Annotated in this window: 23 protein-coding genes, 4 tRNA genes and 1 other RNA gene; 9 read left to right on the top strand and 19 right to left on the bottom strand. The window is 50.2% G+C overall.

Features of this window, described 5'->3' with window-relative positions:
• Together J7L64_04210 and J7L64_04205 are read left to right on the top strand one after the other, a co-directional pair.
• The coding region (locus J7L64_04210; protein ID MCD6451548.1) for a PD40 domain-containing protein at window positions 1-3,099 on the top strand (3,099 nt) is incomplete at its 5' end.
• 118 nt (window positions 3,100-3,217) lie between these two features.
• Entirely contained in the window at window positions 3,218-4,072 is an 855-nt protein-coding gene (locus tag J7L64_04205; GenBank protein ID MCD6451547.1) for a hypothetical protein, read from the top strand.
• 23 nt (window positions 4,073-4,095) lie between these two features.
• Here J7L64_04205 and J7L64_04200 read toward each other — a convergent pair.
• Window positions 4,096-4,182 (bottom strand) — tRNA-Leu (locus tag J7L64_04200).
• Between the two features lie 85 nt (window positions 4,183-4,267).
• Here J7L64_04200 and J7L64_04195 point away from each other — a divergent pair.
• Together J7L64_04195 and J7L64_04190 are read left to right on the top strand one after the other, a co-directional pair.
• Window positions 4,268-5,008, top strand: coding sequence for an ATP-binding cassette domain-containing protein (locus J7L64_04195; protein MCD6451546.1), 741 nt, complete (start codon window positions 4,268-4,270; stop codon window positions 5,006-5,008).
• Window positions 4,995-5,936, top strand: coding sequence for a SufD family Fe-S cluster assembly protein (locus tag J7L64_04190; GenBank protein ID MCD6451545.1), 942 nt, complete (start codon window positions 4,995-4,997; stop codon window positions 5,934-5,936). Before J7L64_04195 ends, J7L64_04190 begins: the two co-directional genes overlap by 14 nt.
• A 56-nt stretch (window positions 5,937-5,992) precedes the next feature.
• On the opposite strand, the gene J7L64_04185 is transcribed toward J7L64_04190, so the two are convergent.
• The 10 genes from J7L64_04185 to ssrA all read right to left on the bottom strand — a co-directional run bounded on the left by J7L64_04185 (window position 5,993) and on the right by ssrA (window position 12,868).
• Window positions 5,993-6,322, bottom strand: coding sequence for a hypothetical protein (locus J7L64_04185; GenBank protein ID MCD6451544.1), 330 nt, complete (start codon window positions 6,320-6,322; stop codon window positions 5,993-5,995).
• A gap of 1 nt (window position 6,323) precedes the next feature.
• A complete protein-coding gene (locus J7L64_04180; protein ID MCD6451543.1) occupies window positions 6,324-6,890 on the bottom strand; it encodes an isoprenylcysteine carboxylmethyltransferase family protein in 567 nt (188 codons plus the stop codon).
• Window positions 6,891-6,955: 65 nt separating this feature from the next.
• Window positions 6,956-7,828 carry a CPBP family intramembrane metalloprotease gene (locus J7L64_04175; GenBank protein MCD6451542.1) on the bottom strand — a complete coding sequence of 291 codons (873 nt, stop codon included), beginning with the start codon at window positions 7,826-7,828 and terminating at the stop codon, window positions 6,956-6,958.
• A 173-nt stretch (window positions 7,829-8,001) separates the two neighbouring features.
• Entirely contained in the window at window positions 8,002-9,513 is a 1,512-nt protein-coding gene (locus J7L64_04170; GenBank protein ID MCD6451541.1) for an AAA family ATPase, read from the bottom strand.
• A gap of 90 nt (window positions 9,514-9,603) precedes the next feature.
• Window positions 9,604-9,681, bottom strand: a tRNA-Pro gene (locus J7L64_04165).
• A gap of 59 nt (window positions 9,682-9,740) precedes the next feature.
• Window positions 9,741-10,343, bottom strand: coding sequence for an XTP/dITP diphosphatase (locus J7L64_04160; GenBank protein ID MCD6451540.1), 603 nt, complete (start codon window positions 10,341-10,343; stop codon window positions 9,741-9,743).
• Window positions 10,340-11,068: a ribonuclease PH gene (gene rph, locus J7L64_04155; protein ID MCD6451539.1), complete on the bottom strand. Its 729-nt coding sequence runs from the start codon at window positions 11,066-11,068 to the stop codon at window positions 10,340-10,342. Before rph ends, J7L64_04160 begins: the two co-directional genes overlap by 4 nt.
• On the bottom strand, window positions 11,052-11,672 hold the full coding sequence (locus J7L64_04150) for a GerMN domain-containing protein (GenBank protein ID MCD6451538.1): 621 nt from the start codon (window positions 11,670-11,672) through the stop codon (window positions 11,052-11,054). The genes rph and J7L64_04150 overlap by 17 nt, the downstream gene beginning before the upstream one ends.
• An 8-nt stretch (window positions 11,673-11,680) precedes the next feature.
• Window positions 11,681-12,361, bottom strand: coding sequence for an N-acetylmuramoyl-L-alanine amidase (locus J7L64_04145; GenBank protein ID MCD6451537.1), 681 nt, complete (start codon window positions 12,359-12,361; stop codon window positions 11,681-11,683).
• 153 nt (window positions 12,362-12,514) lie between these two features.
• Window positions 12,515-12,868: a transfer-messenger RNA gene (ssrA, locus tag J7L64_04140) on the bottom strand.
• 137 nt (window positions 12,869-13,005) lie between these two features.
• Between ssrA and J7L64_04135 the strand changes: the two genes are divergently transcribed.
• Entirely contained in the window at window positions 13,006-14,316 is a 1,311-nt protein-coding gene (locus J7L64_04135; protein ID MCD6451536.1) for a hypothetical protein, read from the top strand.
• A gap of 44 nt (window positions 14,317-14,360) precedes the next feature.
• The gene (locus J7L64_04130; GenBank protein MCD6451535.1) at window positions 14,361-15,971 is read left to right on the top strand and encodes a transglutaminase; all 1,611 of its coding nucleotides are present in this window, start codon (window positions 14,361-14,363) and stop codon (window positions 15,969-15,971) included.
• Between the two features lie 52 nt (window positions 15,972-16,023).
• Here J7L64_04130 and J7L64_04125 read toward each other — a convergent pair whose 3' ends face one another.
• Together J7L64_04125 and J7L64_04120 are read right to left on the bottom strand one after the other, a co-directional pair.
• The gene (locus J7L64_04125) at window positions 16,024-17,718 is read right to left on the bottom strand and encodes a hypothetical protein (GenBank protein MCD6451534.1); all 1,695 of its coding nucleotides are present in this window, start codon (window positions 17,716-17,718) and stop codon (window positions 16,024-16,026) included.
• Window positions 17,687-18,442: an ABC transporter ATP-binding protein gene (locus tag J7L64_04120; GenBank protein ID MCD6451533.1), complete on the bottom strand. Its 756-nt coding sequence runs from the start codon at window positions 18,440-18,442 to the stop codon at window positions 17,687-17,689. Before J7L64_04120 ends, J7L64_04125 begins: the two co-directional genes overlap by 32 nt.
• Before the next feature lie 101 nt (window positions 18,443-18,543).
• Between J7L64_04120 and J7L64_04115 the strand changes: the two genes are divergently transcribed.
• Window positions 18,544-18,834, top strand: a complete 291-nt coding sequence (locus tag J7L64_04115) for a DUF721 domain-containing protein (protein MCD6451532.1) — start codon at window positions 18,544-18,546, stop codon at window positions 18,832-18,834.
• Between the two features lie 152 nt (window positions 18,835-18,986).
• On the opposite strand, the gene J7L64_04110 is transcribed toward J7L64_04115, so the two are convergent.
• The 6 genes from J7L64_04110 to thpR form a co-directional block, all read right to left on the bottom strand.
• Entirely contained in the window at window positions 18,987-20,453 is a 1,467-nt protein-coding gene (locus J7L64_04110; protein MCD6451531.1) for a hypothetical protein, read from the bottom strand.
• A 138-nt stretch (window positions 20,454-20,591) separates the two neighbouring features.
• A tRNA-Asp gene (locus J7L64_04105) sits at window positions 20,592-20,668 on the bottom strand.
• 19 nt (window positions 20,669-20,687) lie between these two features.
• Window positions 20,688-20,763: transfer RNA gene (locus J7L64_04100), tRNA-Val, on the bottom strand.
• Between the two features lie 47 nt (window positions 20,764-20,810).
• Window positions 20,811-21,260, bottom strand: coding sequence for a tRNA (N6-threonylcarbamoyladenosine(37)-N6)-methyltransferase TrmO (tsaA, locus tag J7L64_04095; GenBank protein ID MCD6451530.1), 450 nt, complete (start codon window positions 21,258-21,260; stop codon window positions 20,811-20,813).
• Window positions 21,202-22,053: an MBL fold metallo-hydrolase gene (locus J7L64_04090; GenBank protein ID MCD6451529.1), complete on the bottom strand. Its 852-nt coding sequence runs from the start codon at window positions 22,051-22,053 to the stop codon at window positions 21,202-21,204. Before J7L64_04090 ends, tsaA begins: the two co-directional genes overlap by 59 nt.
• Before the next feature lie 10 nt (window positions 22,054-22,063).
• Window positions 22,064-22,618, bottom strand: coding sequence for an RNA 2',3'-cyclic phosphodiesterase (thpR, locus tag J7L64_04085; protein MCD6451528.1), 555 nt, complete (start codon window positions 22,616-22,618; stop codon window positions 22,064-22,066).
• A 125-nt stretch (window positions 22,619-22,743) separates the two neighbouring features.
• Between thpR and J7L64_04080 the strand changes: the two genes are divergently transcribed.
• Together J7L64_04080 and J7L64_04075 are read left to right on the top strand one after the other, a co-directional pair.
• Window positions 22,744-24,744, top strand: coding sequence for a hydantoinase/oxoprolinase family protein (locus J7L64_04080; GenBank protein MCD6451527.1), 2,001 nt, complete (start codon window positions 22,744-22,746; stop codon window positions 24,742-24,744).
• On the top strand, window positions 24,725-26,155 hold a 1,431-nt coding region (locus tag J7L64_04075), incomplete at its 3' end, for a hydantoinase B/oxoprolinase family protein (GenBank protein ID MCD6451526.1). The genes J7L64_04080 and J7L64_04075, both read left to right, overlap by 20 nt.

The following is a 26,155-nucleotide window of genomic DNA, read 5'->3' as shown; positions in this document are numbered from 1 at the left end:
GTGCTAATTTTATTTTCCTTTTCTTTCCTTCTCCTTGCGGCACCGAAGCCCATAGGTTTTCCTCGCTATCCCGCGCTTTCCCCTGATGGAAAGATGCTCGCCTTTTCCTATCAGGGGGATATCTTCCTCGTTCCTAAGGATGGAGGGAGGGCGTTTCGGTTGACCGTGAGTGAGGGGTACGAGAAGCTTCCCCGTTTCTCTCCTGATGGAAAATGGATCGCCTTCACCTCTGACCGATATGGCAATGACGATGTATTCATCATTCCTGCTGAGGGAGGTCTTCCGAAAAGGCTCACCTATTTCTCCGGTTCTGACCAGGTGGTCGGCTTTACCCCGGATTCCAAATGGGTTATCTTCACCTCGAGGCGCGATTTCTCCTATCATCGTCTTCCCCTTCTCTACAAGGTTTCGATAGATGGGGGGATGCCGGTTAAACTGGTTCCCACCTATGCTGTTAGCGGAAGCCTATCCCCGGATGGAAAGAAACTCGTTTTTTCAGTGGGAGGTGGGTCCTGGTGGCGGAAGCATTACCGGGGCGCTGCTGCCAATGAGCTCTGGCTTTACGATTTCACGAGCGACAAATACACCCAGCTCACAAAGAACGACTGGAATGAGTTCTATCCTATGTTTGCCCCCTCGGGGGATAAGATCTATTATCTCTCGGAGGAGGATGGGACTTTTAATATCTGGTTGCTCGATCTCAACTCCGGCAGGAAGAGAAAACTGACCAACTACAAGGATGATGGAGTGCGTTTTCCCTCGATCTCAGCCGATGGTAGGTTCATTACCTACGAGCGGAGGGATAAGGTCTATGTTCTCGATACGAAAGGAGGAAAGCCGAAGGAGGTTTCCATCTTTGTTCCCGCCGATTATAAGAAGAACCCGATCGAGTGGAAGACATTCACCCGGGATGCCAGTGAGTTCAAACTCTCCCCGGATGGGAAGATGATCGCCTTCGTTGTTCACGGTGATATCTTCGTGATGGATAAGGAGGGAGGAGAGGCTCAGCGGATCACCGATGATCCTGCCAGGGAGTATCAGATAGATTGGTCGCCTGATTCCAAAAGCCTGGTTTTCGTCTCCCTCAAAAAGGGAAACGCCGATATCTACCTCGTTACCTCCGCCGATCCCAAGGAGCCACGGCTTGATAAATCCCTCAAGCGGAAAATAATCCCCCTCGCCACCTCCGAAGCTAACGAGACATCACCCCTCTTTTCCCCGGATGGGAAGATGATCGCCTTCGTTCGTGGTAATGGTGATCTCTGCGTTATGGATAAGAAGGGGAAGAACCTCCGGACCTTAATCAAGGGGTGGGCAATGCCTTCCTTCTCCTTCTCTCCCGATTCCAAATGGATCGCTTTTTCGAGAGCGGACAACGAGTTCAATAACGATGTCTGGATCATCCCGGTAGCCGGGGGCAAGCCGGTGAACATCACCAAACATCCGGACAACGATATCAACCCCATCTGGTCGCCTGAGGGGAGGAGGATCGCCTTCGTCTCGAGGAGGATAGGGGACACATTCGATATCTGGTATGCCTTCCTTAGAAAAGAGGATGAGGAGAAGACGAAAAAGGAGCTCAAGGAGGAGTTCAAGCAGATGAAGAAGGAGAAGGCTAAGAAACCTTCCAAGGTTAAGATAGACTTCAAGGATATAACATTAAGGCTCCATCGGGTTATGCCCCTTCCCGGAGATGAAAGCGAGCTCACCATATCCCCAACCGGGGAGTACTATGCCTTCCGCTCAGATACCGACGGTGGAGATGACCTTTACATCGTAAAGTTCGATGGTACCGGGCTTAAGAGGCTCACCAGGGGTAAGGTAGGACCGAGGGGTATTCAATGGTCCAAGGATGGGAAGAGGATATATTTCCTCGATCGTCGGGGCACTATAAAGGTCGCCTCGATCAATGGTGGGGTGAAGCCGGTCGGCTTTTCGGCGCGGTTGGTGATAGACCACCGCAGAGAACGCCTCGCCGCCTTCGATGAAGCCTGGGCTGTACTCAATGCCCGGTTTTACGATCCCAAGTTCCACGGCGTTGATTGGAAGAGGATGAAGGAGAAATATCGCCCCTGGGTTTTTGAGGTTTCCCATTCCGAGGACTTCTACGATCTAATCCGGCTAATGATCGGCGAGTTGAATGCCTCTCATCTCGGCATTCGCGGTTCGAGGAAGGAGAATGTACAGACGGGGATGCTCGGGGTCATATTTGACGAGAAATACCGCGGTCCCGGGCTGAGGATCGATAGGGTCGTTCCCAAGACGCCAGCGGATATGGAGCGGAGCAGGCTTTATTCCGGTGAGATCATCCTCGAGGTAAACGGCAAGAGGATCGGGAAAAACGCCAACATCTACTCTCTCCTCGCCGATACGGTGGGGAAGAAGGTGTTGCTCAAGGTGAAGAGTAAGGACGGGAAGGAGAGGGAGGTGGTGATAATCCCTGCCTCCTATTCCTCCTTCCGTCAGGCGCTTTATGACTGGTGGGTTGATAAGAGGAGGAAGCTGGTGCACAAGCTTTCCGGTGGGAGGCTCGGCTACATCCATATTCAGGCGATGAATGTTCCCAGCCTCGAGCGGTTTGAGATGGAACTCTATTCTGAAGCCCACGGCAAAGATGGTTTGGTGGTCGATGTGAGGAACAATGGCGGAGGTTGGACGACCGATTACCTCCTTGCAATATTGATGGTGAAACGGCATGCGATAACCATCCCCCGGGATGGGGAGCCGGGCTATCCTCAGGATAGACTCCCCCTCTATGCCTGGACCAAGCCGGCGATATTCCTCTGCAATGAGTTCTCATTCTCGAACGCCGAGATCTTCTCTCATGCGGTGAAGACCTTGAAGCGGGGGAAGCTGGTCGGTTGGCCCACCTATGGAGCGGTCATCAGCACCGGCGGCACCACCCTTATAGACGGATCTTACTTCCGCATTCCCTTCCGCGGGTGGTATGTGAAGGGTAGTATGGTCAATATGGAGCATAATGGAGCGGTCCCCGACATTATTGTTCAGGAGCTTCCCGGTGATGAGGCGAAGGGGATAGATAGGCAGCTTGAGCGGGCGGTTAAGGAGCTTTTAGCGGAGATAAGGAAGGGTAAGTAGCGGGAGGTGTAGCGTTATTTCCGATAAAAGGGCGACGCTTATCGCGTCGCCCTTTTTTTCTCAAGTGAGGAGGAGTAGGTTATAATTGTTTTAGATACTACCTGAAGGAGAATGGAGGATGAGAAGGGCGTTTTTCCTTATCTTGTTCTTTCCCCTGATGTTCCCCCCTTGGACAATGGCAGGGGTGGAGAAAGGGAGCTTGGAGATAACCCTCTTTGCCGGGGCGAACCTCTTTGGAAACTTCAAGGGGAATGAATTTCTCAGCTTAGGTGTGGGACAGGAGAAGATATACGATTACTTGTATGGTGGGTGGATCTACGGGGGGATATTTACCTTCAACGATTACTACAACAGCCTCCCCCGAACTTATGACCTCGGGAGCAGGGTAAATTGGAATTTTGGTGTTTCCCTATCTTACAACACAGGGGAGCATTTTGCCCTTGAAGGGGAGTATGAAATGGCTCCCGTTGATTATGGGGATATAAAGGATCTTAATCGGATAGGACTTTCTCTTCTCACCCATCTTATGCCGAAAGGAAGGCTTGTTCCTTACTTTTCTCTTGGTTTCGGTCTTCTCTTTACCAGGATGAAGGAGGGAGACGAGCCAAAAACGGAGCTTGAGCGGAAGCTCCTTGCTGACACGGAGGAGGTTTCCGCCTATTATCGTGGTTTAGGCGGTGAGATAAACGATGAGGTGAAGGTTGAGGGAGGAGGGGATACTAAGGGTCTTTTTTACAGTCTTGGTTGGGGTATCAAATGGTTCCCCGACAGAAAAGCGGGGTTGCGGGTTGACTTTCGCTATTTTATTCTTCCCAAGCTTCCTTCTTTAGTGGTGGAGAGGGTCTTTTCCGCCCATTATTACGATGCGAAAAACGGGCTCGACCACCATTACGATTATCACTACATCCTTGAGGAGGAGAAGGAAAGAAGGAGCAATCTCCGCCTTTATTTCGGGCTTTTCTTCATCCTTTGATGACTTTGAAGGGAAGATAAAAATGGTGCCGAAGCGGGGAGTCGAACCCCGACGGGCTAATGCCCACTAGGTCCTGAACCTAGCGCGTCTACCAATTCCGCCACTTCGGCACCCATTTAAATTATACCCCTCCATCGCCCAATTTCAACCCTTTATCACCTTGACAGGTGGAGTATAATAAGAAAGTCAACATAGATGGAGGATATAGTGCTCAGGTTGGATGGTGTATCCCTTACAATTGAGGGGAAGGAGATAATTAAAGAATTAAATTTCGAGCTAAGAAGGGGGGAAATTCACACCCTCCTTGGCGTCAACGGTACGGGGAAAAGTTCGCTCGCTTATCTCATAATGGGGATCCCAGGGTATAAGCCGAGCAAAGGTAAAGTATATCTCGATGGGAAAGATATTACTGACCTTCCCGTCCATGAACGGGCAAAGAGAGGGATAACGCTTGCTTGGCAAGAGCCGGTTCGGTTCGAAGGGATCACCATTGGAGAGTATATAGGGCTTTCCGCTGGTTCAGGGGTGGATATATCGAAGGTGCTAAGCTTGGTAGGGCTTTCCCCTTTCCGCTATCTCAATCGGTTGAACGATGGCACCCTAAGTGGCGGAGAACGGAAGCGGGTAGAGCTTGCTTCGGTCTTGGCGATGAAGCCAAAGGTGGCGATATTGGATGAGCCGGATACCGGGATCGATCCCCTTTCCATCCCTGAGGTGATCAGGGTAATAAAGGAGATGAAGAGATCGGGTAGTTCAGTTCTTTTGATAAGTCATCGTCCGGAGATCATCAGGATGGCGGATCGGGCTTCAGTCCTCTGCGGAGGAAACATTCAGAAGACGGACTCACCGAATGAAACCTTTCGTTGGTTTGAGGGGAACTGTAAGGGGTGTGATTATGTAAACGAACCGGAGGTGAGGAAGAGTGGGACTCTATGAGGAGGAGTTTAGGAGCTTAGTCGATATCTATAAGAGGGGCGAAGGGGATAAGATTCTCGGGAAGACAGCTGGTATGGTGGTGGAAGGGGAGGATGTTATTTCTGTTCGGGACCTTCCTGGGATTAGGCTTGCCACGAGGAAGATAGAGCGCGGGGCGGAGGCAGAGCTTAAGGTGGAGCCCGGCGTTAAGCTATCTTCCCCCATCCATTTTTGTTTTGGAATGCTGCCAAAAGAAGGAGAGCAGATCATCAGGTTGAAGATAGACATTGGGAATGGAGCAGATGTTCGCGCCCTCGCCCATTGTATCTTCCCTAATGCAGTTAAGATCATCCATCGGATGGATGCAGAGGTGAGGATAGGAAGGGGGGCGAGTTACAGCTACGAGGAGGTTCACCTCCATGGCGATAAGGGTGGGGTTGAGGTTGTTCCTAAGGCGAAGGTGAAGGTGGAAAAGGGAGGAAGGTATAAGAATCTCTTCAGCCTCACTCAAGGTAGAGCAGGAAGGATAGAGTTCGACTACGAGGTGACCGGGCTTGAGGCTAGTGCTACCGAGCTTATCGCTAAAATCCATGGACGGGGCGATGATGATATTTTAATAAAGGAAAAGGTCTATCTCGAGGGGAAAAACGCCTCCGGTCTTGTCAAGAGCCGCGTTGTTTTATCCGATAGGGCAAGGGCAGTGGTTTACGGTGAGACCTATGGTAATGCTGAAGGGGCGAGGGGTCATGTCGATTGTATGGAAATAATCACTGGCGATGAGGTAGAGGCAAAGGCGATACCGATCGTTAGCGTGACCAACGAGAAAGCAAAGGTGACCCACGAAGCGGCGATAGGTAGTGTGGATAAGCGACAGATCGAAGCGCTACTTACTCGTGGTCTCTCCCCCGATGAAGCGGTCGATATTATTGTTCAGGGACTATTGCGTTAGCTTTTTCCAAAGTTTCCTCTTAATATAAATTATAAATAAGGTGCTTCTGCCGTTTTCTAAGAGTGAGGGCGCTTTCTGGTTTTAAGATGTAGTCTTACTCCACAGTAAAGCAGGGGAAGAGGAAGCAATAGGTTCAGGTAGAAAAGGAGGGGGTAAGAACTTGCACCAATTACGATGAGTTCATAGATATGGATGCCGAGCCATATTATCGCTACTACTATGATGAAGCCAGTGCTCTTTGTCCTTAACCAATGAACTATGGCGAAGATAACGAAGGCGAATCCAAAGAGGGGACCGGAGTATCGAGCGATGACGAGGAATATCACATTGATCAATGCAAGAAGGGTCAAAACGACCACGATTATTTTGGTGTTTATATCCCGCATATTAAGTTTTCCTCAAGCCGGTTATCTCTTTTAATACATTCCATCTGGGGACCCTTTTGATATACTCCTTGTATTTATTCCCGAACTTCCTCACATTGAATTCCTCCTCCTTTGCGCTTCCTATCCAGAAACAGAAGAAAGCCATAGTTCCCAATATTGTGGAAGAGATCGATTGACTTTGTAATATGAGCCCTATGCTCCATAGGGCGAACCCCAGGTATAAAGGGTGGCGGATTACCCTATATATACCGCTATTGATAAAGACAGTGGTATCCTCGATTCCGGTTTCTGGTTTTCCTTTGAGTTTTAGGGCGATAAAGGAAAGTATGACCAATAATGATGCCAAGATAACGAGGAAATTGCCGACAAGCCCCAATATTTTCGGTACGAGGATGTCCGTTTTTATCCGGACCAAGCCGAATAGGTTCTCAGTAATGAGAAGTGTTAGACAAAGAGCGATTCCACCCCCGATGTAAACCCCGAAGATCTTTTCCTTCCTGACCGAGCTTATCAGCCAGTAAAAAATAAACCCTGCCCCGATAACCCCGATGATTATGTATCTACCCACCTATCTTTATCCCCGATGTATTTCTGCTCCGTGGTTGGCTTCTTCTCAATTATACATCAAGCTTTTCAAAATCCAAATCTTGAAACTATCCAACCCAGGTTGTTCAAGCCATTAATCCCGCTGTGGAGGATAACTCCCGGGATCAGGCTTCTCGTCCTTTCCCAGAGGATGCCTAAGAGGATCCCCATAAAGGTCTGAACGAAGAATGCCCGGCAAAAGGCTTGAACTAACTTGGTGCCAGGATACCACCACATAATTCCGGAAAAATGTAGCAAACCAAAAAGAAGTGAGCTTATGAGGACACCACCTATTTTTGACTTAAGTAAGAGGGAACACCTGGTTTGGATGAATACCCGAAAGAGGAACTCCTCTGAGAAGCCAGACATAAGAAGGAAATAGGTGAACGATACCGGAAATCCGATCCCTATCTGAGATAGGCTCAACTTGCCGCTGAGAATTAACCTGGCTGTATTACTGTAAGACATGCTCGGGATCGCCATAGCGAGAAATATTATGAAGCCGACCTTCAGGTTTTTCTTCCAGTTTGCCTTGGTAAACCCCATAGATGAGAAGGGATGTTTTCGTAGTTTCAGGAAGATGAGAGGTAAAAGGACGAGTATTAGGGATTTTTTTAGGATAAATCCCAAATCCCATTTATCGCCAAAATTTATCCTTGGCAGGAACGGGGCGAATTCCCATAGCACTACGATGAGAAGACCGGATAGAAGCTCCCAGCCCGGGCTTTCGATCTTGATATCCGGTGGGTGGATTTTTTTGGTAATCTCGATAGCAAGCCAGCTGAGAAAAAGCATCCCCCCGCTTGTTCCGATGAAGGAAAGAGCATTTGCCGGGTCTTTTGTTATCACCAATAAGATCGCAAAGATGTATATCGCGATAAAGAGTAATACGGGAAAGGTCTTAAAATCTTCCCTTTTAATAAAGGCGTTTTAGACTTTCATCCGCCTCCTTATTTATGTCAACTTATATATTTATCTTTTAAAATTTCAACGCCTTGGAGTGTTATTTTGTTCCAATTCGATAGGATATTTAACTCCGTTATTCAAAGAGATATGCCTTCCCTTTATTTAGTTTTGAGGCAGTTGTCTAATACTTACTCTATTGAATGGTTTTCTTCTATATTAACAGGAAGTTGTTTTAGTTTGTTTATTGCCTCTCTGATGCTGGGGGGAATTGGGTTTTTCTTTTCACAAAGGTATGTAATGGCATTTTTTGTTTTTTCCCCGCTTTTGATTTCGGGAGAGGAAGGCAATCCCACCTCTTCCTCAAAATTTTGCTTTAAACCGAAGAGTCTATCTTTAAATGTTTGTCCTGCAGATTCTTTGATTTTTTTATTGGTTTTATCATCAGGCTTGTCTGTATCATATAGCGCCACCCAAGGGATTTTGAATTCCTTTAAGATCTTTATAAAAAATGGCATATTCCCTTTCCCTTGGGTGCTAATTAAAGAAATGTTATTTTTATCTAACGGGTATTCCATTCTCTCAAATGCATAGGGAAGAGAGTATTTTTCGGTAGCTCCTTCGACTAACATCACTTTACTCGCAAAAAATATCTCGTTTCTCTCTGGTCCGAACTCTGTTAGTAATTTTAATTCTTGTCGTTCATTCTCCGTTAGTGCTTTTTCGGATGTGTGAATCACTGTGGTACCGTCTTTTTTGGTTTTCCTCACAAGAAAGACATCCTCTGGAGAAGATAAATTCACAAAGTGGGGAGAGTGGGTAGTATAAAATATTTGAGGGCTTAGCCCCCGCTCGTTTGTATCGGCGTCCGTTAATTCCCTGAATATCCTGTAGAGGCTTCGCTGTGCGTGGGGATGAAGGTAGATTTCAGGTTCTTCAATTGCCAATATTACTTTTTCCTTTTCGATCTCGGCATATGTCTTAAAAAGGGCAAGTAATATCAGGTTTTGAATTCCAGAACCTAAATTTGGTATATTAAAATCAAGCTCCCATTCCCTAATCCATAACCTAAGCATATTGTATAAATGTTGCGGATCATAAATGCTAAGCTTTAATTTTGTATCTTCAAATAATCCGGGATGTACTACCTCTTTTATATTTTCTTTTAAAGATTCTTCAAGCCTCTCGTATGATGGTGTCTTGAGATGTTTTAGAGCTTCTTCCATAGCTTCCCTCGCGCTCTTTAGCTTACCTTCTTCTTGCTTTAGTTCTTTGTCAAGTCTATTTGTTATTTTACCCCAAAGCGTCCAGTCACTAATTGTAAGCTGTTTCTTTAGATCTCTATCTGCCTTTATGTAAATAAGTGGGGCTAACTTCCTCACATTGTTATTGCCCCAATATTCTTCTCCCTCTTTAGAGATAACGATAAACTCGCAATCTTCTATATTAGCAGGAGACTTATAGCAAAAGAGCTTAAATACCTTAGCTTGTATTTCTTTATACCCCCCTTTGCTATTTTTCTCCTTGCATCTACAAGGGGGGAGAGGAGGTTCAAATTCTATCTCTATGTGAATAGGCTCAGATGTATCATAGTTATAGAAATCCTCTTCTTTAATAGCTTTTGGTTGTGGATAGGCTTCTCCTAATAGAAGGTTTAGCGCCTTAAGAATATTGGATTTTCCCGCGTTATTCGATCCAATCAAAGCACATAAATTCGTGGGGTTAAATTTGAGGTTCTTAATTGATCGGTAATTTTTTTATAATTATTTCTTTTATCATCGATGGCGAGATTCTGGTCGGGGCGAGAGGATTTGAACCTCCGACCCCCTGCTCCCAAAGCAGGTGCGCTACCCAGACTGCGCCACGCCCCGACCTACCTCAATATTTAATCGAAGAAGGATAAACTGTCAAGAAAAAGAAGAGGATATCCTCATCCCCCTTTCTTGAGATAGTTTTTGAGAAAGGCGGTCATTCGGACGATCGCCCGTCCCCGATGGCTCACCTGATTCTTCACCTCAGAGGGAAGCTCGGCAAATGTTTTCCCTAACGGTGGATAGTAGAAGATAGGGTCGTAGCCAAAACCATGCTTTCCCCGGGGATGGGTGAGGATGATCCCCTCGCAGGATTCCTCGACCACCTTGATTATCCTCCCCTTATCGGCGAAGGCGAGAACACAATGGAAGGAGGCGCTTCTTTTCTCCTTGGGAACCCCGGAAAGGGCGGAAAGGAGAAGTTTGTTCCTCGCTTCATCGGTTATTTCTTCCCCCCCATAGCGGGCGGAGTGAACCCCAGGCTCTCCAGAAAGGGCAGTGACACAAAGACCAGAGTCATCGGCTAAGGTGGGAAAGCCGAACTCCCGATGATAGAAAAGTGCCTTACCGCAGGCATTTTCCCTGAAGGTCTTCCCCAGCTCCTCGAACCGGGGTGCTTTTTCAAAATGGGAGAGGGAGAAGAGGATAATCCCTGTCCCCTGAAGCGCTTTCGCAAATTCGCGGAATTTCCCCTCGTTTCTGGTAGCAATGAGGAGCTTCATCTGGGAACGATTTTCCCGAGGATCCCTTTTTCGAGCTCGATGAGCTCCGAGACCCCTTTCTTTGCCAGATTTATCATCTCTTCAAGTTCAGGGAAGGAAAAACTCCTTCCTTCAGCGGTTCCCTGTATCTCTACCAGATTCCCCCTTCCGGTCATCACCACATTGAGATCCACCAAGGCACGGGAGTCCTCTTCGTAGTTTAGATCGAGGATCAACCCCTCATCGATGATGCCGACCGAGATGGCGGCGAGATAGTCCTTGATGGGGATCGTCTCGATGATCCCCTCCTCAGCCATCCTGTTGAGGGCGAAGGCAAGGGCGACGAACCCGCCGGTGATGGAGGCAGTTCTCGTTCCCCCATCAGCCTGGATGACATCGCAGTCGATGAAGATGGTGCGAGGACCGAGAGCAGTGAGATCAACCACCGCCCGGAGAGAGCGTCCTATCATCCGCTGTATCTCGTGGCTTCTCCCCTTAGCTCGGATGGCGTCATGGGAGGTGCGGTTCTGGGTTGCCCGGGGGAGCATCGAGTACTCGGAGGTGATCCATCCCTCGCCAGTTTCGGCAAGGAAGGAAGGGACCCCCTCGCTGACGCTGGCAGTGCAGATGACTTTGGTATCCCCCAATTCGATAAGCGCGGAGCCCTCGGGATATCTGAGGAAATGAGGGATGATCTTGACCCTCCTTACCTCGTCCTTTCTTCTTCCGTCAGTCCTTTCCCCCATCGAAACCCGCTCCTTGCTTCGAGAGTAACTCAGTATTCTTGGTGAAAGGATGCTTAAGACTGAGATGTCCCCTCAGGGTATCTCGTTCCCTCCCGTTTATCAGGAACTTAACCCGCCTTATGGAGGGGAAGTTGATGGTGAGGGTATTGACGATGGAGTAAATCGCCATAAGTTCCTCCTCGGTTCCCCCAGCCTGTCCGGTGGCAAATTCGCTGGAGAGATCAACGAAGGCGGTCCCATATGGGGAGAGATAAAGTTCGTTTATCCGTGTTCTCCGGGGCACGGTGGGAAGATGTCCTGCTATCTCCGGACCTTTTATTAACTCACCAAGAGCCTGTTTCGCCTGGTCGGTTATCGAGTTGGTGGCAAATATCCTTCGCTTCTCGGGAACGAGGAAGGGACCGTTGCTCGATTGGAAGAAGACATATACCTGGCGGAAGTTCTCAGGGAAGGAGGAGGCTTCCTCCTCAGGGATAGGGGTGGAGGTGGTTTCTTTCTCGGTTTTTGAAGGAGGGGTGGTCCTCGGTTTGTGGGTGATGATGAGGAAGGCTATCACCGCTAAAGATATAATTAGGAGGGCTATTAAGATATTTCTTTTCTGCATCTTTTTGGTCAGGAGTTTCCAATCGCCTTCTGATAAAGCTTGAGATAGGCACCGATGCTCCGCGCCAATGCAGAGGCTATCTGTTGGCGGTAGCTTTCCTGGGCGAGCCTCTGCTCCTCTGCTGGATTGGTGATAAAACCTACTTCGACCAGTACTGCCGGCATCATCGCCCCCATCAAAACGGCAAAGGGCGCTTGTTTTACCCCCCGGTTGGGGAGGTGGAGGAGATCGTTAAACTCGTTCTGGATTATCTCCGCTAAATGGGTGCTTTCCGCTAAGTACTCCGTTTGGGCAAGGTCCCAGAGGACCATGGAGAGTTCTTTGTTGTTCGCTATCTCAGGATTGGTGATCCCAAGGACATTGTTCTCTACCGCTGCCAACTTCCTCGCTTCATCGTCTGTTGCTTCATAACTCATAATGTATGTCTCCGCCCCTCTCGCACCTCGTCTCCTCGAGGCGTTGGCGTGGATGCTTATGAAGAGGTCTGCTCTCGCTGCGTTTGCCTTCTCCGTGCGGAGTTCAAGGGGGAGTTCATAATCCCCATCCCGGGTGAGAATCACCCTCACATCATAGTCGGCAATGAGCAATTGCTTCAAGATCCTCGCTATATCGAGAACTACATCCTTCTCCTTGAGCCCACTCGGTCCCACTGCTCCTGTGTCCTCTCCTCCGTGACCTGGATCTATCACTATGGTGAACTTTCTCTCCCCTTTTTTATAGAAAGACGCATTTTTTGCGGGGTCTTCTTTAGGAAAGATTACATAAGAAAAAGAGGGGAGAAAAAGGATCGCTATAATCCCCCACCCAATTAAAACCCGTTTATAAACCATATATATAACTCCTGGTGGAGGCGGCGGGAATCGAACCCGCGTCCGAAAATCTTCGGCGAGGAGCATCTACATACTTAGCCTGTTTTTTTATTCTCGCTTCCCCTCCCTCCAACAGGCAGGATAAAGGGAAAGCCAGCCCATCTCATTTTCGCGAGATGCTTCTGGGCACCACATCTCGCTAGCCTGCTTCTCTTACGCCCTTCTTCGCCCCGCAGGCAAAGGCGAAGAGGACGTAGCCGCGCTTCTTAGGCGGCTAAAGCCAACTGAGAGTCGGCAGTTGTTTTTCTCCCGCCTTTTTTACGAGTTGGCGGCAACTCGGTATGCAGCTCCTGCCTCAACTATTTTCGTCGAGACCAGTTCGCCCCCACGACTCTCAAAGGAAATATAACACTATAGAGAGTGCGAGTCAAGGCGTGGGACATTTTGTTCGATAATTATTGACAAACCGTGGCTTTTGCCTCATAATCAAAATGGAAAGTAATCGGTGGTTTAGGAGAGGAATTATGGAGTTCAACCTTGGGGGTGGAGAAGGTGGGGGTTTAGAGTCGAGATTTTCCTCTATTCGAGAAGAGCTTCTTTCACTTAAGGAGTCGCTTTCTCGTTTGGAGGAGCGTCTGAACGAGCTTAGGGGGGAAATCGATAAGAAACTCGCCGAGGGAAAGAAGCCATCTTCCTTTGATCTTGGAGGTGTTATCCCTACTGAGGAGCGGGGCGAGATTTTGAGGGAAGCTGTAGAGAAGATAGAAGGGAGTCAGAGTCAGGTTGATGTTCTGAATCACCTCATTTCGGGCCTTGCCCAATATGTGAAGCGGGTAGCCCTTTTCGTTATCTCAGGGGAACAGGCAACGGGCTGGCTTGCTCGCGGGTTCGGTGTAAGTGGTAATATGCCCAAGGAGAAGAGGAAGATAGTTATCCCCCTCCGGGGAGATCATTTGGTTTATCGAGCGGTTATGGACCGTGTTCCTTGGCGAGGTTCTCCCGGAGATCTTGCGGATAATAAATCCATCCTCAATATGATGGGAGGGGTGATGCCCACAGAGATGATGGCTCTGCCCCTGGTAGTAAAGGGGAAGGTAGGGGCGGTATTGTACCTCGATCAGGGAGATTCCCTTGAGCCAATACCTTCCTCAGGAGAACTCGAGGTTCTCACCAAGTTTGCTGGTTTGGTGGCTGAGGTATTACCTTTGAGAAGAAGAACTGGGGCGATGAAGGAAGCGCTTCAGAATAGATTGCGCCTCACTGCTTCTCCGCCACGAAGGCCCTCACCCCCTCCGGCTGAACAGGCTCCGCCGTCCTTCCCGCCACCAAGCGAGGAAAAACCAGAATTTGCCATCACCTCAGAAACCCCCATCAAGCCACCTCCTCCAAGAGCAGGTGGTGCTCCTGAGGTTGGTGCTTCTCCTCCATCTTCACCGCCTTTTGCTCAGCAGGTTCCTTCCCCGCCTCCTTCTTCGCCAGAGTCCGCGCCTTCCCCTCCAACTGAGGGTGCTCAGGGAGTGGGGGTTGGTCCTCAACCGCAGGCTGAACCGACCGCACCACCGCCGACCCTTACCCCAGAGGAGCAAAAGCTTCATGAGGATGCGAAAAGGCTCGCCCGTTTGCTCGTCTCTGAGATAAAACTCTATAATGAGGCGGAGGTCGCTTTAGGACGGAAGAACCGAGACCTTTATCAACGATTGAGGGAGGATATTGAGCGGAGTCTCCAGGTTTACAATGAACGGGTGCCGGAAGCGGTGCGCCGGGTAAAGGATTACTTCAAAGAAGAGATGATTCGCATCTTGGCTGGTGGAGATCCTTCCCTTTTAGGGATTTAGGAAATATAGCGGAATAGGTAATATAAATATAACGAGGTGGTACGATGAAGGGATTTAAGCTTTCACTGATGGCGTCTTTCTTTTTGGTTCTTCTTTCTTCTTTTATCGCTATAGCTACTCCAGGCAAGGTGCTTGCCTCATTTCCCTCTCCTTCCTCCTGTCCTACTGGTCTTGCTTTTGATGGCAGGTATCTCTGGCTTGCCGATCATCGGACAGCCCATCTTTACAAGATAGATCCTGCTACCGGGAAGGTGGTTGCTGATGTCGTTTCGCCAGCGTTTATGCCTGCGGGTCTTGCCTTTGATGGGAAGTGCCTCTGGGTGTTGGATATGGAGGGGGGCGATATATTTAGGCTCGATCCAAAGACGGGGATGACCCTTTCTTCGCTCTCTGCCCCCTGCCGTAGTCCTAAAGGCATTACCTTCGACGGGAAGTATCTCTGGGTGGTGGATGATAGGGAGGATAAAATCTACCAACTCGATACCGGGGACGGTACGATCATCAATACCATTCCCGCACCTTATTCCTACGGATATGGCCTCTCCTACGATGGGAGGTACCTTTTTGTTTCCGATAGGGGACGGGACAAGATATATGTGGTCTATCCCAGGGATGGTTCAGTACTGATGGTTCTTCCTGCCCCTGGTCCTTTCGTCAGCGAGCTTGCCTACGATGGGAAGTATCTCTGGTGCGTTGATTACCAGACCGACAGGATCTATAAACTCGACCTTACCATCGATGCCCCCTATGTAAGGAGCAACCCCAAAGAGGAAGAGGTGGAACTTCTCTCGGTATTCAGGAACTACGGACCGGGCACGGTGACCGAGCTCGATGTCTATTTTGCCGTTCCTAAAAATCTTCCCAATCAGGAGATCATCGGGGAGATAACTTATTCCCCGAAGCCAGTGGAGTTTCTCACCGATCAGTGGGGACAGAAGGTGGCTCATTTCAAGCTTACCAATCTGAAGCCGGGAAGCTCCCTCGATATATCGATGAAGGCTAAGGTCAGGATGTACGATACTCGCTGGTTCATCGACCCAGATAAGGTAGGAAGCCTCGATGAGATACCAGCTGAGATAAAAGAGAAGTATCTCGCCGATGGGGATAAGCTTCAGATAAACAGCCATTACATCAAGAAGTGCGTTCGCGAGGCGATAGGGAACGAGAAAAACCCCTACTGGATCGCCCGTCGGATTATGGATTATATCGATAGCAAACTCCATTATGAGATGGTTGGCGGTTGGGATACCGCTCCTACCGTTCTTAAGCGGGGTTCCGGAAGCTGTTCCGAGTACTCCTTCGTCTACATCTCGATGTTGCGGTCAGCGGGGATCCCTGCTCGTTACTGTGGAGCGATAGTCGTCCGGGGTGAGGATGCGAGCATTGACACCTCTTTCCATCGCTGGGTGGAGCTCTATTTGCCCCGTTATGGCTGGGTGAGGTTTGATGCCCAGGCAGGAGACCAGGCGATACCGGCAAACAAAGCGGAGGCGATCGCCCATATGCCTAACCGTTATCTCATTACCACCATCGGTGGTGGTGGCTCTCAATACCTCGCCTGGAGCTATAATTACAATGTGGCTTTGAAAGCAAAGGGTCCCTGCAAGGTGTATTCTCAGCAATTTGGGCTCTGGTCTCCTCTTAGAAAGAAATAGCTTCCCCAAAAGGGGGGGATTAAAAGGGGGGCACCAGCTGGTGCCCCCCTTTTTATTCTGAAAGCTCGTAGCGGGAGAGAGCCTTTGCTCCAAGTTTAAGGGGAAGGAGGGTAGCGATTAAGGTGATCAACCCCGCTCCACTGTAGAAGATGATGTCCTCAATGAGAAGGTGGTGTTCGATACGGAGTTTTCCCGCAAAGTGGAGATACACGGGCCTTGCCTCGAGGACTATTATCAACCCGATGTAGATGAGGCTCAGCAGCATATAGATAAGCCCTCCACCGCTCACCGCTATCTTCGCTTGGTTGTCGTAGTTGAACTTGGGGAACATCGCCCCCATCCCTACCCCCATTCCGGTGAGGGCAAGGGTCATTCCAGTTATCGAGATGAGGGAGAGGGTCATAATGTAGCGATCCACCCCGAGGAGACGGTTCGAGGTGTAAACGAGGATCAAAGCGAGTGTTAGGAGGGGAGCAAGGAAGAGAAGAAACTTCTCCCAGAGGAAACGGCGATAGTCGATCGGTGCGGAGTGGATGAGCCAGAAGCTTCTCCCCTCGAGACTGGTGGTGGGGAAGGCGTAGCGAGCGGAGACCCCAGCAAGGACGAATCCAGCAAGCCCCAGGTTGAGGAAGGAGAGGGCGTTTTTGATGAATGGGGAGGGAAGGGGGATGTTTTTTATGTTGAAGAGATAAATGATGACCAAAGCGGCTAAAAGGAAGAGCTGGGACCATTGAAGGGTGTCCCTCACGAAGAGCTTTATATCCTTTATGACCAGCGCCCGGAGCTCCGGAGAGCTTCGGGCGAAGAGGAATCGGAGGAGGCGTTCCAACCTTTCTTTCCTTCTTTTGAGTCTGATCCTTCTTTGTTCCTGAGATCCAGAAAAGCCGGCAAGGTAGGTAGCCTTTGCCACCCAGGCGAGGAGGATTACTGAACTTACGGTGAAAAGAAGTAGCAGTCCTCCCTCGAGGAGGAATTCCCCCATCCTCCCCTGGGATACGGCAACGAGCGATTTTGCCGCCCAACTGCTCGGAAGGAAGCGAAACGAGGGAAGAGAAAAGCTTTTAAGGAGCTCTACCAGATCGTCCGTTCCTTTAGGGGAAAACAGCCTTTCTGGCTTCATAAAGCGGAAGACAACGACCACCGCTACCCCAAAGATGAGGGCAACCGCGGATAGCACCTGATGAACCCTCTTTGCCGAGAAGAACCGCATCAGGCTCATCGTAACCGTTATCCCGAGGGCAGCGGGCGGTATGAGAAAGAGGAGGACGATTAGCCCCATAAGGGGATAGTAATGGAAGGGTGCCTTGAATACCTTCCCGTAAGCGATGAAGATGGGAACGCTTCCCGCAATGATCATATAGGAGCTGTTCATAAGGGTTTCCCCGAACTTTAGGGAGAATAAGTGGGAGAGCTTTACCGGCGAGGGGATGAGGAGATCGAGGTCTCGCGAGAGATAGATGGTGGAAAGCGACACGATGATATTGCTTATGAAGAGCATCGAAAGCGAGGTCAAAAAGACCATACCAAGCAGACGTTCGGTCAAACCGAGGGCGAAGAAGAAGGGAAATTCCTTGATCGTAAGGAGGTAGCGAAATATCCGGGTGAAGAGGTAATAATCGCCCACCACGAAGGAGGAAGCAAGGAGGATGAGAAAGAGGATCCTCCCCTTCTCCCGAAGCGTTGAATGGAGGAGGCTGTTTTTCAGCAGGGTAAGCTTAAGTCGGATGAGCGATGCCAAGCCCTTCATTTTCCTCGCGGGTGAGGGTGATGAAGATATCTTCGAGCCTCGATTCCGGAAGTTTTGCCTTTCTTCTTATCTCCTCCTTGGTGCCTAAAGCGATCAGCTTTCCCTGGTGGATGATGCCGATCCGATGGCAGAGCTCCTCCGCCAGGCTCAATGTATGGGTGGACATAAAGATGGTTCCTCCCTTCCTTACGAAATCCTGGAATATCTCCTTTATCAATCGCATCCCCTTGGGATCGAGGCCTACCATAGGTTCATCGACCACTATTATCTTTGGGTTGTGGATGAGGGCGGCGGAGAAGACCAATCTCTGTCTCATTCCGTGGGAGTAGCTTTCCACCAACTCATCCCCCCACTGGGAAAGCTCAAATAAGGAGAGGAGCTCCTCAACCCGCCTTCGGTAGATGCCGTTCCTCATTCCGTAGAGCTCCGCCACGAAGCGAAGGAACTCCCTCCCCGAAAGTTTCTCGTATAGGAAGGGGCGGTCGGGGATGAACCCCACGATCTTCTTTGCGGAGAGTGGTTCTTTGGCTAAGTCGTATCCACCGAGGATGATCCTCCCCGAAGTGGGACGGATGAGACCGGTAATCATCCTGATGGTGGTCGTCTTCCCGGCGCCGTTTGGTCCTAAAAAGCCGAAGAACTCCCCCTCCTCGATCTTGAGGGTGAGGTCATCCACTGCGGTCAGGTTGCCGTATTTCTTGGTAAGGTGGATCAGCTCAATCATTTTCCTCGTTTTAATTATCTCATATTTCGCCTTTTATCTCAAGATGCTACTTCTTGATTATTGAGTGGGGCTGGTATAGGATGGAGTAAAAAGAAGGAGAAATGGAAGAGATAAGGGATATATTGAGGCGGATAGTGGAGCGTTCTCCTGAGCTCAGGGATAGGCTTATCCTCAGCGAGGTATCATCATCCTGGCGAGAGGTGGTGGGGGATAAGCTTGCTCGTTTGAGTAAGCCGGTTCATTTCTCCGCGGGCGTTCTCACTATCTCTCTTTTTGATGCTCGTTTTAAAAAGGAGTTTTCAGATTTCTCCTCCATCATTATCTCCCGACTGAACGAGCGGTTAGGAAAGGCGCTTATCTCAGAGGTAAAGGTTATTGTAAAAGGGGAATAGACTGCACCAGAATACCGAGAGGGGGAAAAAGATACTTTACTCATTGGGTAACCCATACTTCTCCTCCTCATTAAAGGCTTTCACCATTAAGGGGAATTTCTCCCTCTGAGGTAGATTTTCTTAACTGTTTTATTCGAACTTTTGTTAGAACATTACTGATCTTTTCGATAATATTTCTTTGCCCAGCGGACAGGAAACCTGATTTCGGATGTAAGGCAATCGATCCCGGCGTTGTCCTGTGCCCAGGTCAGGCTTTGGGTGACAACGCCCTTGATCCTCACCACCTCGAAGCCACAATTGCGGTAAGCCTCGGCAGCTGCGTCGTCCATTTGAGGGAAGCCGTATTCCGGCATATATACCCTCTTCCTATTTCCATAGACCTCGGTTAGTACATTGGAATAGTTGAAGCTGATGCCATATTCTCTCTTGGTACAAAGGCCATTGGGCAGATAGGGGATCCTCACCACCCGATAGCCGAGCTCCTCCATCCTTTTCGCCGCTTTATCCAGTCGCGGGGCTACCTCAAGAGCCCTCTTTAGGGAGAGGTCGAGGAGTTTCTTTTTATCCCACTTGAATCTCTTGGCGATCTGTTCCGCGGTAACCGGGATATCACAGGCAGTGAGCCCTTCCTGAGCAAGGATTTTTGGGAGCTTTCTTTCTATCGCCCGCCTTTCTTCTTCTGTCATTCTCTCTATCACCTTTGCCCCCAATCTGGCATCGGCGATGAATATCACCCTCTTCCCCCGTTCATCTATATGCCCCAGTCCGAGATAGACATCGGTGTGATACGAGGCTTGGGCGCCGGTATCCCTCACCGTCTTCTTGGTGAAAGCAAATTCCCCCTTTTCGAGCCGGGCGAAAAAGTCATCCTCGCCCGGGATTACCAACTTCTTATCAGGGGCTAATACCCGTTGGATAAATTTGCAATAAGCGGTAAATTTCTTCCTGAAAAGGGGCACATCTTTTGGCTTGAGCTCCTTAGCCATCAGGTACAGGTTCTTTTCACTATAGGGATACCAGCGTGGGGGAACGGTTATGCCCAACATTGTATCCATTCCAATTATCATCTCGCTTCTGGTTGTTCTGATGTTTCCCCCTCCTCGGTGGATAACCCCGGCGAGCGTTTTTGCGTTCTCAAAGACCTCATCGAAGTTGGTGATGGGAAAGGGCTTTTCATTGAAGCCCACATCGAGAAAGGTGAGGTTTCCCTTTTCATCTGCCAGGATGAGATAGCCGTCGCGTGCCCAAGGGTAGAAGTTGTTCGTCTCTACATCCACGGTGAGGAACTTCACCCGAGGAGTGCCGTCAGGAAGCTTTACCTCCGCATAGGGCTTGAGGATTTCCCTTGCTTTTTCAGCCTTCTTATCTTTGCCCAATACTACGACGAAGGCTACATCTTTATCCATCTTGTTCATCAGATCACGGAAGAAGACGGTCTGATCGTGCCAGAAGCCATCCCGACGCGGCTTGCCATAGTGAAGGATGATGACCCGAATCTTCCCATCCACATTGGAGACCAGGCTTTGACCATAAGAGGGAAGAGCCAATAGGAGACAAAATATTATCAGAAAAAGCTTGATTAAATAATAAATTCTTTTACTGTTTGTCCTGTTGCCCATAATTCATCTCCTTTTTAGCTGAGGGAATAAGAACCTTACGACCTCTGATTTTATAGAATATGGCAGGGAATATCAACCGAATATATTCGGATAATGGCGATATTAAATGGCGAGCTAAGGAGGAGGAGTTATAAAAAATGGCGGGGCCGACGAGACTCGAACTCGCGACCTCCGGCGTGACAGGCCGGCGTTCTAACCAACTGAACTACGACCCCGCACTCCCTCTTTCCAATCTGGTGGGCGGTACTGGGCTCGAACCAGTGACCCCCGGCTTGTAAAGCCGATGCTCTCCCAACTGAGCTAACCGCCCCCTGCTACCTAATTTATAGCATCGAGCGTTCTTCTTGTCAACCTCTTTTAGCCCCGCTTAAACTTCCCTTCAGCCCAGCCAAGCCTTACCCCCTCTATGTTATCAAGTGCGGGGATGTAAGGTTTTATATCGATTAGGGGGGTTCCGTCTATAGCATCGAGCCCTCGCACCTTGAGGAATCTTCCCTTCCTTTCAACAAGTTCCACATAAGAAAGGCCTATTGGGTTGGGTCTATCCGGTGCCCGAGTAGCGAAGACACCACGGGGGTTCGGTCTATCGAAGGGCGGATATACCGTGAGAGGAGAGGAGGGCGACTTATGGAGAAAGAAGAGGATGACGAGGTGGGAGAACCCTTCGATGTCAGCAAGCCCTTCCTCAAACTCGGGATAAACCTCTATCTCCGATATTTCTCTGCCCTCACCGTAGGTAATTGGGGCTTCATCCCGGGTTTTGTAAGGTGAATGGATGATTCCTATCGGTTTCAGTTTTATCTCCATTTTCATCCCCTACGATGAATTGTGCTCCCACACCACTATTTAGGAGGTGTTTTCCGAATTCTCGAGAAAAAATGGAAAGGGCGGTATCTCCGGTGCAGTGGGAGGGGGCGAGGTTTATCACCCCTAATTTTTTAAACTCCTTTGCTATTTCCAATATCTCTTTTTCCGAACTTCCTCGGAGATGAAACCCTCCCATTACCAAGTAGATGGGTCCACCAAGGAGCTCCTTCGCCTTAGCCACGATGGAGGCGATCCCGGGATGGGCACAGCCAGTAATCACGATCAGTCCTCGATCGGTTTTGATGATTAGTGATTGTTCGATAACGGTGCTTCCCATTTCCCCAGTGGTCCATATTCCGGGGGCTATCTCCCGCGGTCCTGTAATCTCCTCTATCTTTACGAACCTCCTCATCTCCTCCTTGAACTTATCGGGAAAGGATTTAGGAAGGATCACTTTGGGACGGGCTCCTTCCCTTATCAACTCGAGGAGTCCACCGGTATGGTCCCAGTGGTTGTGGGAGAGGACGACGAGTTCTATCCCCTTGGGAGGGATGTTAAGCTTTCTCATATTCTTAATCAGTATCTTTCCCTCTCCCCCGGTATCGAAGAGTATGTTTTGCCCATCCACCTTGATTAAAGCGGAAAAGCCCCAGGAAGTGACGAGATCCTCGCGATAGGGTTGGTTATCATAGACCACAGTGATGGTTGCCCTTTTTCCATCCACCTTTTCTCCTCCAAAAGAAAGGGCAAGAGAGAGGAGAAACAAGGAAAAAAAGATTATCTTACTAATCATAAGCCCCTCCCTAAAATAGATTAAACCTCCTTATCTTTATGTATTGTGCCCCCCCAGGGCGGAGGATGCTTTGGATAAGGAAATATCCATCGGCGGTGAACTCCCCGAGGGAGATGTCCTTTTCCTCCATAACGATCTTTATCAACCTATCGATACCCCGGGGGGATTTAATCCTGCAAAGAGTAAGATGGGGTGAGAAGTCCCTTTCTTCCTTTGGAAAGCCGAGTTTCACCATTGCTTTTTCTATTTCCTCCGCCAAGGTGAGGAGTTCGTCCGGAGCCTTCACCCCCGCCCAGACAACCCGGGGGCGGGAGATGGAGGGGAAAGCGCCGAGCCCCTCGACCTTGAGGTTGAAGGGCGAAATCCGGGGGACATTTTCCGCAAGCGCTTCGATCACTTTTCCTACCCTGTCCTCTGCCACCTCGCCCAAGAACTTCAAGGTGAGATGAATCCCCTCAGGGGAGACGAAACGGACGCCGGCATTCGCCTCCTTGAGTCTGGCTTGGATGTTAGCCAATTTCTCCTTTATGTTTGAAGGAAGGTCGATAGCGACGAATAGCCTCATTTAACCCACCCCTTAAAGGTTATTTTAAGCCAAACTTGGCTTGATATAAAGAGAAATCGGTTAATTGCGTTGAAGGGGCGAGGAGAGCTGTGATATCATCCAATTTCTAAAGGGAAGGTGGATTGATGGAGAAGGAAAGGGTAAGGATCGGCGTTGATGCCGGGGGGACCTTTACCGATTTTATCCTCTTTTCGAGGGGCAAGGTTCGGGTGTTCAAGCTTCTTTCTACTCCCAGGGACCCGGCACAGGCGATAATATCCGGGATCCGGGAGCTCGTTTCCGATCGTCAGGCGCTCGATATCGTCCACGGGTCTACCGTTGCTACCAATGCCCTCCTCGAGCGGAAGGGGGCGAAGACCGCCCTCATCATCACCAAGGGGTTTGAGGACCTCCTTGAAATAGGAAGACAGACGCGAGAGGAGTTATACAACCTCTTTGTCTCCCGGAAGCCCCCTCTTATACCCCGGGAGTTATGCTTTGGGGTCTCTGAGCGAACCCTTGCCTCTGGTGAGATCCTCGTCTCTCTTTCCAAGGGGGAGCTCGCCGAGGTGATAGATGAGCTCAGAAAGAAGGAGGTTCGTTCGGTCGCCGTCGGCTTCCTCCATTCCTACGCCAACCCGGAAAACGAGAAAAAGGCGGGGCAGTTGCTTGCAAAGGCGGGGTTTTCCGTTTCCCTCTCTTCGGAGATACTCCCCGAATACCGGGAATACGAGAGGATAAGCACCACCGCGGTTAATGCCTATGTCTCCCCAGTAATGGGAAAGTACCTCGAGGAGCTTGAAGCCTCCCTTTCTGGAAGCAGGCTCAGGATAATGCAGTCGAATGGAGGGTCGATCTCAGCGGAAAGGGCGCGTAAGGAGCCGGTTCATACCATCCTCTCCGGTCCTGCTGGCGGGGTGGTGGGAGCGCTCGAGATAGCGAGGTTGGTGGGAGAGGAGCGGATAATTACCTTCGATATGGGGGGTACCTCCACTGATGTTTCCTTATGCCCCGGTGAAGCGACCTTCACCACCGAGGCGGTTATCGGGGGGTCACCAGTGAAGGTTCCCATAATTGATATCCACACGGTTGGTGCCGGTGGTGGCTCCATCGCCTACCTCGACAAGGGCGGTTCCCTGAGGGTGGGTCCGGAGAGCGCTGGTGCCGATCCAGGACCGATATGCTACGGCAGAGGAGGAGATAGGATAACCGTAACCGATGCCAACCTCGTTTTGGGAAGGCTTGTTCCCGAGCTCTTCCTTGGAGGTTCGATGAAGCTTTCGAAAGAGGCGAGCTTTGTCGCCATCGAGGAATTTGGTAAGAGGATGGGGAAGGAGCTCTATGAAACCGCTCTTGGGATAGTCTCCGTCGCCAACGCCAATATGGAGCGGGCGATCCGAGTGATCTCGATCGAGCGGGGCTACGATCCGAGGGATTTCGCTCTCGTCTCCTTTGGCGGTGCCGGGGGGATGCATGCTTGTGAACTGGCAGCAAAGCTCGGTATCCCCAAGGTGATCGTGCCCAAAAACGCCGGTATCCTTTCCGCTTTTGGGATGCTATTTGCCGATTCGGTGAAGGGTTATTCTAAAACCGTTCTCATTCCTGCCGACGATCTTTCTTCTTCCGAGCTTGAGGGGATGTTTTCCCCCCTTGTCTCCCGGGGGATGGTTGAGATGGAGAAGGAGGGTTTTTCCCGGGAGAGGATAAGGGTATTCCGCTTCCTCGATATGCGGTATCGGGGTCAGTCGTATGAACTTACTGTTCCTTTTTCCTCGCATTTTCTCTCCTCGTTCCATGAGCTTCACCGGAAGCGTTACGGCTATGCCGATCCTGAAAAGCCCACCGAGCTTGTCAATCTCCGGGTGAGGGTGGTAGGAAAAACGGAGAAGCCCCCGCTTCCCAAGCTTCCTCCACGGGGGGGTTCCCCCCCCACCCCCTTAGGGATAAAGGAGGTGCTATTTGGTAGCTCCTTTGAGAAAACCCCGTTCTACCGCTGGGAGGATCTCGCCCCAGGGGATGAGCTCAAAGCGCCCGTCATCATCGTGGGTTATGGCTCCACCGCTGTTCTTGCCCCTGGTTTTCGTCTTTCGGTCGATCCCTATCTCAACCTTTTAATGGAGAGGTGCGATGAGGATAGATCCGGTTGAGCTTGAGATATTCAAGAACATCTTTATCTCCATCTGCGAGGAGATGGGAGCGACCCTGAAGCGGGTGGCTTACTCGCCCAACATAAAGGAGAGGAGGGATTACTCCTGCGCCATCTTCGATGCCAAAGGGGAGACGGTGGCGCAGGGGGATCATATGCCGGTTCACTTAGGTTCAATGCCGATGTCAGTGCTTGCAGCGATAAATGAGATCGAGTTCTCTCCGGGAGATATGGTTATTTTGAACGATCCTTTTCACGGAGGGACCCATCTTCCCGACATAACCTTGGTGAAGCCCGTCTTTCTCAGGGGTGATGAGAAACCGTCCTATTTCGTCGCCAACCGCGCCCATCATTCCGATGTAGGGGGAAGGAGCCCTGGTTCGATGCCCCTTTCTACCGAGGTATTCCAGGAGGGGATAATCATCCCTCCGGTGAAACTGGAGGAAGGGGGAAGGATCAACCGAGATCTTCTCCGAACGATCCTGAGGAATGTCAGGACGCCGAAGGAGCGGGAAGGAGACCTTGCTGCTCAGATAGCAGCAGGGAGGATAGGGGAGAGGAGGCTTGTCGAGATAACGGAGAAGTACGGGCGGGATAAGGTGATGAGAGCGATGGAGGAGTTGAAGGACTACGCCGAGCGAATAACGAGGCAGGCGATAGCGGAGATCCCCGATGGTGAGTACTCCTTCGTCGATTTTATGGATGATGATGGGGTGGAGAAAAAGCCGGTACGGATAGCGGTGAAGATCACCATATCAGGAGATGAGGCGGTGATCGATTTTTCCGGAACCTCGCCTCAGGTCGCCGGTAGCATAAATGCGGTATATTCCATCACCCTTTCCGCGGTTTTTTATGTCTTCAGGGCGATAATAAACTACGATGTGCCCTCGAATGCCGGCGGGTTTCGTCCCCTTACCGTCATCGCCCCTGAGGGGAGCCTGGTGAACGCCAAGGGGGATGTTGCCGTTGCCGGGGGCAATGTGGAGACTTCACAGAGGATCGTCGATGTCCTTTTAGGGGCTCTTTCCCAGGCTATTCCGGAGCGGATCCCAGCAGCTTCGGCGGGGACGATGAACAATATCAGCCTCGGAGGAAGATACCCTAAGACCGGGGAGCCCTTTGCCTACTATGAGACGATAGGCGGGGGAATGGGAGCGAGGCCAGGGGCAGATGGCATCTCCGGTGTTCATACCCATATGACCAACTCCCTCAACACCCCAATCGAGGCACTTGAGCATTCCTTCCCCCTTAGGATAAGGAGCTATCGTTTAAGGGAGAAAAGCGGAGGTGGGGGAAGGTATCGCGGTGGGGAGGGGATCATCAGGGAGTACGAATTCCTTACCGCGGGAGAGCTTTCCATCCTCTCCGAGCGGAGGAAGTTTGCCCCTTACGGACTCTCCGGAGGTCTTCCG

The organism is Acidobacteriota bacterium (assembly GCA_021161905.1).
In the GTDB taxonomy this organism is placed as follows: domain Bacteria; phylum Acidobacteriota; class B3-B38; order Guanabaribacteriales; family JAGGZT01; genus JAGGZT01.
This window is presented reverse-complemented; position numbering and strand designations above follow the sequence as displayed.